14 protein-coding genes and 1 pseudogene are annotated in these 14153 nt (G+C 74.0%); 4 read left to right on the plus strand and 11 right to left on the minus strand.

The window, feature by feature from the left end; all coding sequences use genetic code 11:
- The 3 genes and pseudogenes from ACIOHG_RS20815 to ACIOHG_RS20825 all read right to left on the minus strand — a co-directional run.
- Positions 1-522: GNAT family N-acetyltransferase (locus tag ACIOHG_RS20815; protein WP_400952663.1), on the minus strand; the 522-nt coding region annotated here is incomplete at its 3' end.
- A gap of 152 nt (positions 523-674) precedes the next feature.
- Positions 675-944, minus strand: a pseudogene (locus tag ACIOHG_RS20820) (IS256 family transposase); the annotation flags it as partial.
- A 131-nt stretch (positions 945-1075) separates the two neighbouring features.
- Positions 1076-2290 carry an FAD-dependent monooxygenase gene (locus ACIOHG_RS20825; protein ID WP_400952666.1) on the minus strand — a complete coding sequence of 405 codons (1215 nt, stop codon included), beginning with the start codon at positions 2288-2290 and terminating at the stop codon, positions 1076-1078.
- A gap of 131 nt (positions 2291-2421) precedes the next feature.
- Here ACIOHG_RS20825 and ACIOHG_RS20830 point away from each other — a divergent pair, with 131 nt between their 5' ends.
- A complete protein-coding gene (locus ACIOHG_RS20830; protein ID WP_400952667.1) occupies positions 2422-3015 on the plus strand; it encodes a TetR family transcriptional regulator in 594 nt (197 codons plus the stop codon).
- Positions 3016-3048: 33 nt separating this feature from the next.
- On the opposite strand, the gene ACIOHG_RS20835 is transcribed toward ACIOHG_RS20830, so the two are convergent.
- Entirely contained in the window at positions 3049-3237 is a 189-nt protein-coding gene (locus ACIOHG_RS20835; RefSeq protein WP_400952670.1) for a hypothetical protein, read from the minus strand.
- Positions 3238-3406: 169 nt separating this feature from the next.
- On the opposite strand from ACIOHG_RS20835, the gene ACIOHG_RS20840 reads away from it, so the two are divergent.
- Complete coding sequence (locus ACIOHG_RS20840; RefSeq protein ID WP_400952672.1) at positions 3407-4285, plus strand: glycosyltransferase family 2 protein; 879 nt, start codon at positions 3407-3409, stop codon at positions 4283-4285.
- A 113-nt stretch (positions 4286-4398) separates the two neighbouring features.
- On the plus strand, positions 4399-5154 hold the full coding sequence (locus ACIOHG_RS20845; protein WP_400952675.1) for an MBL fold metallo-hydrolase: 756 nt from the start codon (positions 4399-4401) through the stop codon (positions 5152-5154).
- Between the two features lie 46 nt (positions 5155-5200).
- Here the strand turns inward: ACIOHG_RS20845 and ACIOHG_RS20850 are convergent, their stop codons facing one another.
- The gene (locus ACIOHG_RS20850) at positions 5201-5674 is read right to left on the minus strand and encodes a GNAT family N-acetyltransferase (RefSeq protein ID WP_400952677.1); all 474 of its coding nucleotides are present in this window, start codon (positions 5672-5674) and stop codon (positions 5201-5203) included.
- Positions 5675-5761: 87 nt separating this feature from the next.
- Entirely contained in the window at positions 5762-6643 is an 882-nt protein-coding gene (locus ACIOHG_RS20855; protein WP_400952679.1) for an alpha/beta fold hydrolase, read from the minus strand.
- Between the two features lie 75 nt (positions 6644-6718).
- Here ACIOHG_RS20855 and ACIOHG_RS20860 point away from each other — a divergent pair, with 75 nt between their 5' ends.
- Complete coding sequence (locus ACIOHG_RS20860; protein ID WP_400952682.1) at positions 6719-7195, plus strand: MarR family winged helix-turn-helix transcriptional regulator; 477 nt, start codon at positions 6719-6721, stop codon at positions 7193-7195.
- Between the two features lie 18 nt (positions 7196-7213).
- Here ACIOHG_RS20860 and ACIOHG_RS20865 read toward each other — a convergent pair whose 3' ends face one another.
- The 5 genes from ACIOHG_RS20865 to araA form a co-directional block, all read right to left on the minus strand.
- The gene (locus ACIOHG_RS20865; RefSeq protein WP_400952685.1) at positions 7214-7840 is read right to left on the minus strand and encodes a DUF4232 domain-containing protein; all 627 of its coding nucleotides are present in this window, start codon (positions 7838-7840) and stop codon (positions 7214-7216) included.
- 494 nt (positions 7841-8334) lie between these two features.
- The gene (locus ACIOHG_RS20870; protein ID WP_400952688.1) at positions 8335-9576 is read right to left on the minus strand and encodes a benzoate/H(+) symporter BenE family transporter; all 1242 of its coding nucleotides are present in this window, start codon (positions 9574-9576) and stop codon (positions 8335-8337) included.
- 120 nt (positions 9577-9696) lie between these two features.
- On the minus strand, positions 9697-11250 hold the full coding sequence (locus tag ACIOHG_RS20875) for an alpha-L-arabinofuranosidase B (protein ID WP_400952690.1): 1554 nt from the start codon (positions 11248-11250) through the stop codon (positions 9697-9699).
- A gap of 176 nt (positions 11251-11426) precedes the next feature.
- Entirely contained in the window at positions 11427-12524 is a 1098-nt protein-coding gene (locus tag ACIOHG_RS20880; protein WP_400952693.1) for an aldose epimerase family protein, read from the minus strand.
- Positions 12525-12640: 116 nt separating this feature from the next.
- The gene (gene araA / locus ACIOHG_RS20885) at positions 12641-14146 is read right to left on the minus strand and encodes an L-arabinose isomerase (RefSeq protein ID WP_400952695.1); all 1506 of its coding nucleotides are present in this window, start codon (positions 14144-14146) and stop codon (positions 12641-12643) included.
- Positions 14147-14153 lie beyond the last annotated feature (7 nt).

The following is a 14153-nucleotide window of genomic DNA, read 5'->3' on the forward strand; positions in this document are numbered from 1 at the left end:
ACCACCCGGCTGACCGCCGCCCCGGACAGAACCGGGCAATACCTCCGCCCGAAACCATGCGCGGCAGCCTAAAACGGTATCGAACGCCCTCTGAGCGTTCGCGCCGATCACTGCCGCCCGAGTCGTTCCATGCTGTTCGACGAGCCGGCGGATCCGCTCTTCGGCCCAGCTCAGCATGGCCGAGCCGATGCCTTGGCGGCGGTGCTGGGGCAAGAGGTAGCCGCGGTGCAGGTAGAGCCACGTATCGTCCCGCTCTTGCCACCACCTGATCGTCGAGTAGCCGACGACGCTCCCGTCGTGCACCACCAGGATCTGATTCTCGGCCGGCTCCTCCAACTTGGCCGAGGCTTCGGCGATCTCGGCTGCTGTCGGGAGCCCTTCCACGACCGAATGGGCATCCACCCCGTCCTGTTCAGCGCACCCCAGCCGCACCGCGGCCATGGCGTCGTGGTCTTCGCCGCCGCGATACGGCCGGAGCCCGAAGCCGATCGGAAAGCCCTGTCCTGGTGTGTCGTCCGCCATGACCGGATGGTCTCCAACTTCGCGGCAGGTCCGCCACCCTGTTCATGCCGTTCCTCCTGTCGCTGCCGTCCGTGGCCGTTCAACGAGGTGGCCGCGTTCGAAGCGGGCCCGACGCGGACGAGGTGCCGCCCCACGCGGGTGACCTTGGTCCGCAGCCTGACCGCAGAGCCGAGGAACTGCTCCAGCGCGGGCACCAGGCCACCGGAGGACAGACCGGGCAGGTGGAGCAGCGGCCGCACCTCGGGGACCTTCGGCACCACGACGCCGGGATCTTCGAGGAGAACCGCTGGCGCTCGCCGATGGCATCGTCCACCCGGCGGTCGTTCACCCACGGCGCGGTGGCCTCGGCGGGGCCGGCGGCGGTGACCACGGTCCGTGTCCGTGGTGGCGGGGCGGACCACCGGCCAATGCCCGCGCTCGTCCCGCTCGGGGCTGCCCCACACGTCCTGAGTATTGCTCGCCATCCGCCCGACGGTGGCCGAACTGCTCTTCCCCCCAAGGAAGTTCCACGTTCTCGCTGCCGGGTCACCGCCTGCGCGGTGCTGACGCTCCGTCAGGCCGCCGAAGGCGTCCCGGACGGGGTGCGGCCGTGTTCGGTGGTGGCCATGGCGCGGCGGACGAGGGGGCGCAGGGGGCGGGCCTGGAGGGCGCGCATGGCGAAGGCGTTGAGGCGGATGCCGAGGGCGGTCTCGGGGGCCACGGAGGCGAGTCGACCGGGGGGCAGTTGTTGGGCGGAGGTGACGCGGGGGCGCATGGCGCGTTCGAAGACGGCGAAGGCGGCGGGCAGGTGGCCGGGGGCGGTGAGGGCGGTGGCGGTGAGGGCGGTGGCGAGGGTGGCGGCGCCGCGGAGGGCGAGGGCGGTGCCGAGGCCGCTGAGCGGGCTGGCGCACCAGGCGCTGTCGCCGAGCAGGACCACCCGGCCGTCGTGCCAGCTCGGCATCCGGATCTGGTCGAAGGTGTCGAGGGCGAAGTCCTCGGCCTGCCGGGCGGCGGCCAGGAATTCGGCGGTGCGCCAGCCGACGTCGGCGAAGGTGCGGTCCAGCAGGGCGAATCGGGCTTCACGGTCCTGGCGGGGCGGCAGGGTGTCGGTGGCGAAGGTGAGGCCGATCTCCTGTTCGCCCGGCCGGCCGGGGCGGGCTGCCACACTGCGGCGGCCGGGTGCGTTGTGGATCAGGAACCAGCCGTCCAGCGGGGGCGTCCCGGGCCGCTCGGGGAGGGTGAACCAGGCGTGTGCCAGGCCGAGCGGCTTGCGGTGGTGCTCCTCGGGGCCGAAGCGCAGGGCGCGGACCCGGGAGTGCGCGCCGTCGGCGCCGACCACCAGGTCGAACTCCTCCGCGGTGCCGCTGCGGAACCGGGCGAGCACGCCGTCGGGGGTGTCCTCCAGGGCGTCGACGGTCTCGCCGAAGCGGTGCGTGACATTCGGGCCGGCCGCCTCGTGGAGGATCCGGGCCAGGTCGGTGCGGAGCAGTTCCTCCCGGGAGACCAGGCCGCCCCCGTCGAAGGCGGTGACCGGCATCTCGGCGAGCCGCCGCTCGTCCGCGTCGATCCAGGCGGCGCCGGCCTGCGGCACCAGGCAGGCCAACGCGGCCGGGAGCAGGCCGAGTTCGTCCAGTACGTCGCGGCAGTCGCCGCGCAGGTCGACGGTCTGCCCGCCGGTCCGCGGGGCCGGGGCGATCTCGGCGACGGTGACCGTCCAGCCGGCCCGCCCCAGCATCAGCGCGAGGCTGTCCCCCGCGATCCCGCCGCCCACCACCAGTACCCGTGCCATGACGCCCTCCCGTTCGCTTCGACCCGCATAATGCGAATCTTTCGCATGAAGACTGGCACGCCGACCGTCACTAACGCAACAGATTCGCAGTAGTGGTCGGCGGGGAGCGGGCGGGGCGATAGGCTGGCACGGTGACGCAGACCACGGGGACGTCCCGGCCCGGCGGCCGGACCGCCCGCACCAGAGAGGCCGTGCACGCGGCCACCCGCGAGCTGCTGGCCGAATCCGCCGACGGCACGGTGGAGATCGCGGAGGTCGCGGCGCGCTCCGGCGTGCACGTGGCCACCATCTACCGCCGCTGGCGGACCGCCGACGGCCTGATCATCGACACCGTCGTGGCGGAACTGGGCGAACGCTCCCCGCTCCCCGCCACCGGCGACCTGCGGGCCGACCTGCTCGACTGGACCGGCCGGCTCCTCACCGACCTGCACGACCCCGGCCACCTGGCCTTCTTCCGCGCCATGCTGCGGGCCGGCGGCCAGGCCGGGAACGGCCTCGACTTCGCCGAACCCCGCATCGGGCAGATTCGGGCCACCCTGGAGGCCAGCGGCACCACCGTCCTCACCTGGAGCGACGTCTTCGAACTGATCCTCGCCCCGGCGTACGTCCGCGCCCTGCTCGCCTTCCCGATGGACCCCGCCACCGAGGCCGCCCGCCTGGTCGACAACGTGTTGGCGATCCGGGCTGCCCGCGAGCGGGCCGAGGAGGACCGGAAGGATTCCTGACGGCCCGTCAAACAGTTGATACGGCGCGGGATTTCAGCTGTCGGGCCGCGACCTGGCGGCGGTGACGGCGTCGGTGTACAGCTCGGTCGTCAGGTCGGTGTCGGCGATCCCGAGGCGGTGCAGGACGCCGCGCACGATGGAGAGGCCGAGCAGCGGGAAGCAGAGCAGCCCGGGGCGTCGGCGCAGGACGCGGGTTGCTGTGCGTATGATTCCGGGCTTCATCCGGGCGGCCGCTCAGGTGTGCGGGGACGCGCAGACTGCACGCGTGCGCCACCGTGGCGATCACGGCCTTCGGAGCAGGTGGTCCGGGTGTGGCAGGGTGGGGCCCGGTCCGGCCCCCGCGGTGGGGGTGGACGGTGCGTCAGGTCGTTGGAGAGGCGGGTCGGTCGACATGGGTGTCACGCTGGGCGTGGTGGTGCTGACGATGGGCACCAGGCCGGTCGAGTTGACGGCGCTGCTGGATTCGGTGCGCGCGCAGGAGGGGTCCGGGGCGGGTGTGCGGACGGTGGTGGTCGGGCAGGGGGCGGGGCTGCCGGAACTGCCGGGGTGGGTGGACGTCGTGGAGCTGCCGGAGAACCTGGGCATCCCGGGCGGCCGGAACGTCGGGGTGGAGCGGTTGCGCGAACTCGGCGGCGCGGACGTGCTGGTGGTGCTGGACGACGACGGGCTGCTGCCGCGCACGGACACCTTCCGGCTGGTCCGGGAGGCGTTCGAGCAGGACCCGGGGCTGGGGATCGCCTCGTTCCGGATCGCGGACGAGACCGGGTTCACCCAGCGCCGGCACGTGCCGCGGATCGGCAGTGCGGACCCGCTGCGGGGCGGCCCGGTGACGGCGTTCCTCGGTGGCGGGCACGCGATCCGGATGGCCGTGGTCGACCAGGTCGGACTGTTCCCGGCCGAGTTCTTCTACTCGCACGAGGAGACCGACTTCGCCTGGCGGGCCCTGGACGCGGGCTGGCGCATCGACTACCGGCCGGACCTGCTGCTGCAGCACCCGCGCACCGACCCGGCCCGGCACGCCTCGTACTACCGGATGACCGCCCGCAACCGGGTCTGGCTGGTCAAGCGCCGCCTCCCGGCCGTGCTGGTGCCGGTCCACCTGGGCGTCTGGATCGGGTTCACCCTGCTGCGCCGCCCGCCGCTGGCGGGGCTGAAGGCGTGGTGGGGCGGCTTCTTCGAGGGCGTCCGGACGCCGTGCCCGCCGCGCCGGCCGATGCGGTGGAGCACCGTGTACCGGATGGCCCGCCTGGGGCGCCCGCCAGTGCTCTGAGCGGCTGCGCTGTTCCGGCAGGGGGCGTGCGGGCTGCTGGACGGCTGCTGGACGTCCGATCTGCTGTCGGCGAATGGCGGGGTGGCGGCGGGTCCGGCCGCGCAGGCTGGGGCATGGACATCATCGAGGTGCGGCCGGGCCTGCGCATGCTCCGCTTCCCGGTGGGGGCGGCCTACCTGTGGCGGGACGGCTCCGAACTGACCCTGGTCGACACCGGGACGGCGGACCGCGCGGCGGAGATCGAGGCGGTGCTGGACGGCGCGTTGCGGCGGATCGTGCTGACGCACTGGCACGAGGACCACACCGGCTCCGCCGCCGAACTCGCCGAGCGGCACGGGGCGGAGGTGGTGGCGCACGCGCTGGAGGCGCCGGTGATCCGGGGGCGGGCGGCGGGGGCGCCGCCGGTGCTGGAGGAGTTCGAGGTGGCGATCAGGGCGGCGCTCCCGCCGCTGCCTGCGGCCCCGCCCTGCCGGGTGGACCGGGAGGTGCGGGACGGCGACGTGGTGGAGTTCGGCGGCGGGGCCGAGGTCCTCGCCGTGCCCGGGCACACGGACGGGTCGATCGCGCTCCATCTCCCCGGCCCGCGACTGCTGTTCACCGGGGACGCCGTCGCCAACGTGGGCCGGACCATGCTGGGCGTGTTCAACACCGACCGGGCCCGGGCCGTCGCCTCGCTGCACCGGCTGGCCGAACTGGACGTCGACACGGCGGTGTTCGGGCACGGCGAGCCGGTCGCTGGCAGCGCGTCCGCCGCGCTGCGGGAGGCGGCCGGAGCCCTGCGGGAGGCGGCGCACGCGGCCGACGCAGCCGTGCGCCGGGAAACGGCCCGGTCGACCGATTCCAAGGGGTTCAACGGTCGTAGGCGGTGAGCGCGCTTGGCCGGCAGGCCGGGAAGGGTACGGACCCAAGTGGCAATCAGCTGGGCGCCACGGGCTGTTCGAGAAGCTCCTCCGGTCCGTCGAATCCGCAGCGCCGGTACAGCGGCGCGCTGCGCTCGGACGGCCACACGATCAACGTGTCCAGGCCGTGAGCGCGCGCATAGCCGGTCACCTCGTCGAGCAGGGCCCTGCCCAGACCGCGATTGCGCTGTTCGGGGACGACGTAGAAGTTGGTCACGTAGCCGAGGGTGTCGGAGCCCGGGTAGGGACTCGGGACCTTCTCCACGAGACACAGGAAGACGTGCCCACAGGGTCGGCCGCCCACTTCCGCGACCCAGACGCGCCACGGCCCGGCCATCCGGGAACGCAGCCACTGCTCGCACGCGGCGGTGAACTCCTCTTCTTCCTGCGGGACCGCGTCCCCGCCGTCCTCCACCTTGAACCGCCGGCGCAGGGCCGCCAGCGCGGGCGCGTCGTCGGGCTCGGCCCGGCGGACAACCACGTCACTCATGACCACACTCTCGCAGGCCGGTCCGCCGAGCGGAACGCTCCACGGCCGGCAGCGACCCCTCGGCAGCGCCCCCTCGGCGTCGATCGTCTAGGCGTCGATCGTCCGGGCGTCGAGGAAGTCGAGCAGCAGCGGGTCCACCAACGGGGCTCCGGCGGTGGGCAGTTCGTGGTGGCCGAGGCCGGGCAGGATGTCGATCCGGGCGTGCGGGAGCAGGCGGCGGGCCCGGTCGGCCGTCCGGGCGGCGTCGTGCACCCGGCTGCGGGCGGCGAACAGGGCCAGCACCGGCAGGTCGAGCGGGGACGGGTCGAGGGTGCGTCCGACCACGGGGCGGGCCCGGCCGGGCAGGGTCGCGCCGAGGACGTACAGGCGGGCGAAGTCCGGGTCGGCGGCCGGGCTCTCCCAGCGGAGGTAGTCGCCGACCCGGCGGGCGGTGGGGCGCAGCAGCATCGGCAGCACCCGCAGCAGGTAGCCGGGGCGGTGGCCGCCGAACACCTGGGTGGGGTCGAGCAGGGCGAGGCGGCGGACCCGCCGGGGTGCGTGCAGCGCGTACCCGGTGGCGATCCAGGCGCCGTAGGAGTGCCCGCACAGGGCGGTCTCCGGCAGGTCGAGCCCGTCCAGGACGGCGTCCAGCCAGGCCGTCAGGTCCTGCGGGGTGCGCAGCGGGCGGCCCGCGCGTTCGCTGCGGCCGACGTCGCCGAGGACGTCGACGGCGTGCACCCGGTGGCGGGCGCCGAGCGCCGGGGCGTTGGCGTACCAGGCGGTGCCGGTGCTGCCGCCGCCGGGCAGCAGGAGCAGCGGCGGACCATCCGGCGGACCGTAACTGTGCACCCGGGTGGGCCCGTACGGGGTGGGCACGGTGCGTGCGGCGGTGCCGGCCGGCCAGCGGGCCAGCAGCGCGTCGTAGGCGGTGGCGAAGGTCTCGGGGGTGGAGTGGAGGGTGGAGCGGAAGGTGGGGGCGGTCTCGGGCACACCGGCTCCTCGGGGGGCGCTTCGGGTATTCTCTCGCTGAACGAGATAATAGGCGAGCGAGAGGACGGTGCGCCAATGGCGGGTACGGAGGAGCGGACGGACCCCCGGCTGCTACTGATCCACCAACTACGGGCGACGACCGTGGAGTTCGACCTGCTCGCCGCGGAGTTCGCCGCCCGGAACGGGCTGCACCCCACCGATCTGCGGGCCCTGATCGCCCTGCTGGACGCCGCCCGGGCCGAGCATCCGATGACCCCGGGGCGGCTCGGCGGGGAGCTGCGCCTCAACTCGGCGGGCACCACCACGCTGATCGACCGGCTGGAACGGCTCGGCCTGGTCCGCCGTGAGCGCGACACCGCCGACCGGCGGCGGGTACTGCTCACCGTCGAGCCGCGGGCGGTCGAGCTCGGCTGGTCGTTCTTCGGCCCGTCCATCGCGGCGCTGCTCACCGCGATGGACGCCTTCACTCCGGACGAACTCGCCGTCGCCGGACGCTTCCTGACCGCGATGGCCGCCGCGACCCGGGAGACCGCCGACCGCCACCGCGACTGACCCGGGCCGGTGGTACGGCTACTCGCCCTGGCCCGCGCTGCCGACCGGGCCGATCTTGACCGGGGAGTCGGTGCCCTCGGTGACCGGGAGGGCGGCGGCGCCGGGCCAGGCCAGGGTGACGGGCTGGGTCTCGTCGGGCGGGGTCACCACCAGGCCGGTGATCCGGACGCCGCTGCCGCCACCGGTGCCGCCCGCCGGGTAGCTGATGCCGAAGTAGGTGGACTTGCCGCTCTTCAGTACCCCGGCGACGACCGGCTCACCGGAGCGCTTCGCGGAGACGGTGCCCGCCGAGGTCTTCAGGTCGACGCCCGCGTAGCCGGAGATCATGCAGTCGTCGCCGCTGCGGTTCTTGAACTCGACCACCACGGTGCGGTCCGCGTCGCCGCTGATGCTGCGGTCGGCGGCGGTGACGGTCAGGTCCGCGGTGCGGCACTTGGCGCCCTTGGCGCGGCCGGTAACGGCGGGAGCAGGGCCGCCGGTCGCGGGCGGCGTGCTGCCCTTCGCGGAGGCCGCCGGGGTCGCGGAGTGCTGCCCGGCGGCCGGGGTGCCCTGGGTGGAGGTGCTAATCCCGTCGTCCTGACAGGCTGTCAGGGTGAGGGCGGCGGTGGCGGCCAGGATGGCGAAGGTGAGCTTGCGGACGCGCATGGGGTTCCTCCGGGTGGGGCGGGGCTGCCGGGCGCTCGCCGCTGCGAGCGGGTTTCCGATCAGCAGGACACCGGCCCCCGCCGGACCGTTCCGTCCCGGCCGCCACCCGGACAGTGCTGTGACACAAACCCCGGAGCCACCCGCCGGCCCGGGGCCGGAACCACCGCCGACCTGCGCGGACGCCGCCCCGTACCACCGCCGGGCACCCCGGGGGCGGTCGGGACGGAGCCGTTACCAGGACGTTTCTGCCCCCGGAACACGACGGGCGGGACCGGAGCAGAGAGGGCGCCAGTTGTGCGAGAGGGCCCAGAAAGAGTTAGAAGCTCTCACCAGAGTTAGGGCGTTTCGCCGGATCCAACCGCTGCCGCTGGGGCTATCAGCCCTCACTGAAGCTTGAGGGTGATGCAGGCGTTAGAGCCTCTCACCAAAGCGAGAGGCCGTCAGCAGAGCAAGAGACCCTCACCAGGGTGAGGAGGTATCAGCGGGCGGGCGGATCAGGGGCGGTGACGGTACGTCAGAACGATGTGGGTGGCCAGGCCGAGCAGCAGGCCCCAGAACGGGGCGCCGATGCCGAACAGGGTCATGCCGGAGGCGGTGGCCAGGAAGGTGACCACGGCACCGTCACGGCCCCGCTCCTCGGCGACCGCGGCGGCCAGGCTGCCCTGGAAGGAGGCCAGCAGGGCGACGCCGGCGATCACCGCGATCAGGGCGTGCGGCAGGCCGGTGAACAGGCTGACCAGGACTCCGCCGAAGCTGCCGACCAGCAGGTAGAGCAGGCCCGCGGACATCCCGGCCACGTACCGGCGGCGCGGGTCGGGGTGGCTCTCGGGGCTGGTGCAGATGGCGGCGGTGATCGCCGCCAGGTTGACGCCGGGCGAGCCGAACGGGGCGAGCAGCACCGACAGGCCGCCGGTCGCGCCGACCAGCAGCCGGTCGTCGGGGTCGTAGCCGGAGGCCCGCATGATGCCGAGGCCGGGGGCGTTCTGCGAGGCCAGCGCGACGATGGTGAGCGGCAGTGCCAGGCCGACGGCGGCGGGCCAGGAGAACGCGGGGGTGGTCCAGACGGGGTGGGTGGGTCCGCCGGAGCCGAGGTGCAGCGGGAGTCCGACGGTGGCCGCGGCCAGCAGCGCGCCCGCGAGCAGGGCCAGCGGGACGGCGTAGCGCGGCAGCAGGCGCTTGGCCAGCAGGAAGACGGTGAAGCTGCCCAGCACCAGGGCGGGGGTGGCGCGCAGCTCGGCGAAGATGCCCGCGCCGAAGGTGAACAGGATGCCGGCCAGCATGGCGTTGACGATGCCGGTCGGGATCGCCCGAATCAGCCGTCCGAACAGGCCGGTGGCGCCGAACAGCGCGACGGCGACCGAACTGAGCAGGAACGCGCCGACCGCCTCCGGGTAGGGGTACGCGCCGAGGCTGCCGATCAGCAGGGCCGCGCCGGGGGTCGACCAGGCGGTGATCACGGGGGTGCGGGTCCACCAGCTGAGCAGCAGGCAGGTCAGTCCGCTGCCGATCGACACCGCCCAGATCCAGGACGCGGTGTGCGCCGCGTCGAGGTGTCCGGCGGCGGCCGCGGCGAGCACCACGACCAGCGGGCCGGAGAACGAGACGGCGATGCACACCAGGCCGGCCAGCAGGGCGGGCAGTGAGACGTCCCGCCGCAGCGAGGGCCGGTCCGGCGGCGGGACGGGGTGCTCGACCTGGCCGGTCCCGGCGGGCGCGGCGGTCCGATGATCTGACATGGCAGCAGTATCCCGGCACCCCGGCGCCCGCCCGCCGGGGCCCTCCCGGGACACGACGGACGGACGGGCGGACGGGCGGACGGGCGGACGGGCGGGACCCGAGGGACGGACCCCGACGGGTCAGGAGAGCGGCGCGGCCGTCAGCCAGGAGGTGTCGGCGCTCCAACTCCCGGCGCTGTCCCAGGCGTTGCCGCCGACGCCGTCGCCGGCGACGTAGCCGGTGTAGGTGTAGTGGCGCAGGAAGCGGTTGGGGTAGTTGGCGGCCTGGAAGGAGTAGCCCTGCCCGCTGTGCCCGGCCTGCAGGCAGAAGGTGGCGTCCTGCTTGAACAGGGCGGTGCCGTCACTGGCGGCGGTGTGCAGTTGGAAGCCGTAGTGGCGCAGGTACTGGCCGGGGGCGGCGGCGGACTCCAGGGACAGGCAGGAGCTGTCGGCGAGCCCGGCCCGGACGATCCAGGTGGCATCGGCCCGGTCGGCGGCGGAACTGCCGGAGGTGAGCGGGGAGATGGCCACCGTGGCGTCGGCGCTGCGGCGCAGGTAGTCGGCGGTGCAGCAGGCGGTGGTGGCCTTCAACGAGACCCGGGCGCCGGGCGTGAGGGCGCTCGACGTGACCTTGCCGGGCTGGTAGTTCGCGGTGGTGATGTTGGCCTGGACGGCGTTCTCGGTGGCGTCGGAGGGGTAGCCGGCGGTCAGCACCCCCTCGTAGAAGGTGCCGCTGGAGGACTTGCTGTTGTCGCCGCCGATGCCGAGGATGATCGCCCCTTCCTTGTGCATCGGGTGGTAGCCGGCGACGTTCGGGCGGACGCCGTTGTAGTACGTGGACAGGCCGCCGGACTGGGCGTTGCCGGCCTTGATCGCCCACAGGTTGGGGGCGCCCTTGACGATCGCGGTCAGGAAGCGGTGGCTGACGCTCGGGTCGTTGGCGTTGTAACCCGCGTTGACGCCGGAGAACAGGCCGTTCTCCAGGTCGGCCATCACCCAGGGGCCGTTGCCGGTGCCGGAGCCCCAGATGGTGCTGTCGCCGAAGTAGATGGCCTCCATGTGGCCGTTGCCGGTGTCGAGGTTGTTGGTCTCGGCGTTGCCGTAGTCGAAGCAGCAGCCGCCGCCGAAGTGGGTGCCGTCGAGAACGGCGTACATGCCTTCGGGCTGGTCGCCGGTGGCGATGCCGTTGGTCCTGTTGTTGCGGTAGCCGGTGCCCGCGGCCACGTAGACGCCGTACGCCTTGTGGCCCGCGACGGTGACGGGGGCGGCGGTGGCGGGAGCGAGGTCGTCGGGGCCGCCGGCGGCGCCGCCCGCGGGGGCCTGGGTGAGGTGGTTGCCCCGGCCGGACTGGTCGTAGATGACGGTGATGACGCAGGTGGTGCCGGCGCAGAAGGCGTCCTGGGCGGCGGCGTCGGCGTACCCGCCGGTGCCGAGCACGCCGATGTTCCTGGTGGCGGCGTCGGAGGCGCGGCGGACCTGGTACAGCGATCCCTGGTAACCGCCGTACAGGGCACGGGTGGTGGAGTGGGCGGCGACGCAGGGGGTGCCGCCGGCGGCGTAGAGGTCGCAGGGGGCCTGGGCGACGGCCTGCGCGGCGGTCTCGGTGCCGGCCAGCAGGGCGGCGGCGAGGGCCAGCGTGCTGCCGGCGGCGAGCAGGGCGCGCCGGGGGCGGCGCAGCCAGGTGGGAGCAGCCAAGGGAGGGGTCTCCTTTGCCGGGTGGGGGTGGGTGGGGAGCCTGCGGTCGGCCGGGCCGAACTTTCTGTTAGCGCTAACAATTCAACCCGGAGAATCGCCAACTGACTTGTAGAACAAGGGAGTTGGGGCGATCGACGGACGACCGGTGACCACTATCCGCACTCGCCGGTCCACCGTCAAGACATCGAACGGCCGAAGCGGTGGACGGTGGTGGAGCGGTACTCCTCCCCCGGGCGCAGGACGGTGGAGGGGTAGCAGGGGTGGTCGGGCCGGTTCGGGGAGTCGGGGTGGTGCTGGGTCTCCAGGGCGATGCCCGCGTGCGCGCGGTAGGGGCGGCCGGAGCGGCCGGTGACCGAGCCGTCGAACAGGTTGCCGGTGTAGACCTGGAGGCCGGGTTCGGTGGTGCGGCACTCCAGGCGGCGGCCGCTGGCGGGGTGTTCGAGGACGGCGGCGGTCCGCAGCTCCCCGCCGGTGCCGTCCAGGACCCAGGCGTGGTCGTATCCGCCTCCGGCCAGGGCGAGTTGGGGGTGCGGGTCGGCGATCGCCGGGCCGAGCAGCCGGGGCGTGCGGAGGTCGAAGGGGGTGCCGGTGACGGGTGCGACGGGGCCGAGCGGGATCAGTTCCGGGTCGACCGGGAGGTAGCCGGCGGCGTCGACCCGCAGCAGGTGGTCCAGGACGCTGCCGCTGCCCTCCCCGGCGAGGTTGAAGTAGGCGTGGTTGGTGAGGTTGACGACGGTGGGCGCATCGGCGGTGGCCCGGTAGTCGATGGTCAACTCGCCCTCGGCGTCGAGCAGGTAGCCGACCTCGGCGTCGAGCGCGCCGGGGAAGCCCTGGTCGCCGTCGGGGCTGTGCAGGCGCAGCCGGACGCCGACCCGGTCGTCCGCGCGGACGGGTTCGCCGTCCCACAGGCGGGTGGCGAAGCCGTCGGGGCCGCCGTGCAGGGTGTGGCCGGTGTCCTGGGTGGCGAGGCGGTGGACGGTGCCGTCGAGGGGCAGCCGGCCGCCGGCGATCCGGTTGGCACAGCGGCCCACGGTGGCGCCGAAGTAGGCGGCGGGGCCGAGGAGTTCGGCGACGCGTCCGGCGCCGAGGACGAGGTTGGCGCGCCGCCCGTCCCGGTCGGGGGCGTGCAGGGCTTCGAGGCGGGCGCCGAGGCTGAGCACCTCGGCGGTGACGCCGCCGGGGGCGCCGAAGGTCCAGCGGGTGATCCACCGGCCGTCGGGCAGCGGCGCCACCTCGGACTGGACGATCCGCAGCTGGGCGGGGCGGGCGGGCACGGGCGGCTCCGTGGGGCGAGGGGCGGGGAGAGGTCGGCGCCCCTCCCCGGTGACGGGCGGTCGGCGGGGCCCGGGCGGGTCGGCGGAGCCCGGGCGGGTCGGCGGGGCCCGGGCGGTCAGAGCCCCTGGGCGAGGCGGAAGTACGCCTGGTTCCAGCGCAGTTCGCGGGTGAAGCGGCGGACGGTGGTGTCGGCGTCGATCAGGACGAGTTCGACCCGGAGCATCTCGGCGAGGTCGTCGAGGTGGTCGGCGCCGAGCGCGCGGGTCAGCACGGTGTGGTGCGGGCCGCCGGCGGTGAGCCAGGCCTCGGTGGAGGTGCGCAGGTTCGGGCGGGGCCGCCAGACGGCGCGGGCGACGGGGAGGTTGGGGAGCGGTTCGGCGGGTTCGACCACCTCGATCTCGTTGGCGACCAGGCGGAACCGGTCGCCGAGGTCGGCGAGTCCGACCACCAGGGCGGGGCCGGGCGCGGCGTCGAAGACCAGCCGGACGGGGTCCTCGCGGCCGCCGATGCCGAGCGGGTGGATCTCGCCGGTCGGGGTGGCGGCGGCAATGCTCGGGCAGACCTCCAGCATGTGCGCGCCGAGGATCAACTCCCGTCCGGGCTCCAGGTGGTAGGTGTAGTCCTCCATGAAGGAGGTGCCGCCGTCCAGGCCGGTGGCGGCGGTCTTGAGGGTGCGCAGCAGGGTGGCGGTCTTCCAGTCGCCCTCGCCGCCGAAGCCGTAGCCGTCGGCCATCAGCCGCTGGACGGCCAGGCCGGGGAGCTGGCGCAGGCCGCCGAGGTCCTCGAAGTTGGTGGTGAAGGCGCCGAAGCCGCCGTCCTTCAGGAAGCCGCGCAGGCCGAGTTCGATCCGGGCGGCGTAGCGCAGCGCGTCGTGGCGTTCGCCGCCGGGGCGCAGTTCGGGGGCGAGTCGGTAGCTCTGGTCGTACTCCTTGACCAGGGTGGTGACGTCGGCGTCGGCGGCGGCGTCGACGGCGGCGACCAGGTCGTTGACACCGTAGGTGTTGACGGAGACGCCGAGGCGGAGTTGGGCCTCGACCTTGTCGCCCTCGGTGACGGCGACGTCGCGCATGTTGTCGCCGAACCGGGCGAGTTTGAGGGTGGCGAGGTCGGCGCGGGCGGCGGCGGCCCGGGCCCAGGTGGCGGTGCGCTCGGCGACGGCGGGGTCGGCGGCGTGGCCGGCCACGGTCTTGCGGGCGACGCCGAGGCGGGACTGGACGTAGCCGAACTCGCGGTCGCCGTGGGCGGCCTGGTTCAGGTTCATGAAGTCCATGTCGATGCTGGCCCAGGGCAGGTCGCGGTTGGCCTGGGTGTGCAGGTGCAGCAGCGGTTTGCGCAGCGCGTCGAGGCCGGCGATCCACATCTTGGCCGGGGAGAAGGTGTGCATCCAGGCGATCAGGCCGACGCAGGCGTCGTCGGCGTTGGCCTCCAGGCAGGTCCGGCGGATCGCGCCGGCGTCGGTGAGGACGGGCTTCCAGACCAGGCGGACCGGCAGTCCGGCGCCGGCGAGCTGGTCGGCGACCTGCCGGGACTGCTCGGCGACCTGCCGCAGGGTGTCGGCGCCGTAGAGGCCCTGGCTGCCGGTGAGGAACCAGATCTCGCGTCCGGTGAATGCCTCGGTCACTGGTGGT

The sequence above is a fragment of the Kitasatospora sp. NPDC088134 genome (assembly GCF_044741705.1).
Taxonomy (GTDB): domain Bacteria; phylum Actinomycetota; class Actinomycetes; order Streptomycetales; family Streptomycetaceae; genus Kitasatospora.

Coding starts and splice junctions, on each gene's coding strand:
- ACIOHG_RS20870 (WP_400952688.1), bottom strand. CDS start 9,576: ATGTCAGATCATCGGACCGCCGCGCCCGCCGGGACCGGCCAGGTCGAG.
- ACIOHG_RS20845 (WP_400952675.1), top strand. CDS start 4,399: ATGGACATCATCGAGGTGCGGCCGGGCCTGCGCATGCTCCGCTTCCCG.
- ACIOHG_RS20825 (WP_400952666.1), bottom strand. CDS start 2,290: ATGGCACGGGTACTGGTGGTGGGCGGCGGGATCGCGGGGGACAGCCTC.
- ACIOHG_RS20840 (WP_400952672.1), top strand. CDS start 3,407: ATGGGTGTCACGCTGGGCGTGGTGGTGCTGACGATGGGCACCAGGCCG.
- ACIOHG_RS20850 (WP_400952677.1), bottom strand. CDS start 5,674: ATGAGTGACGTGGTTGTCCGCCGGGCCGAGCCCGACGACGCGCCCGCG.
- ACIOHG_RS20860 (WP_400952682.1), top strand. CDS start 6,719: ATGGCGGGTACGGAGGAGCGGACGGACCCCCGGCTGCTACTGATCCAC.
- ACIOHG_RS20835 (WP_400952670.1), bottom strand. CDS start 3,237: ATGAAGCCCGGAATCATACGCACAGCAACCCGCGTCCTGCGCCGACGC.
- ACIOHG_RS20865 (WP_400952685.1), bottom strand. CDS start 7,840: ATGCGCGTCCGCAAGCTCACCTTCGCCATCCTGGCCGCCACCGCCGCC.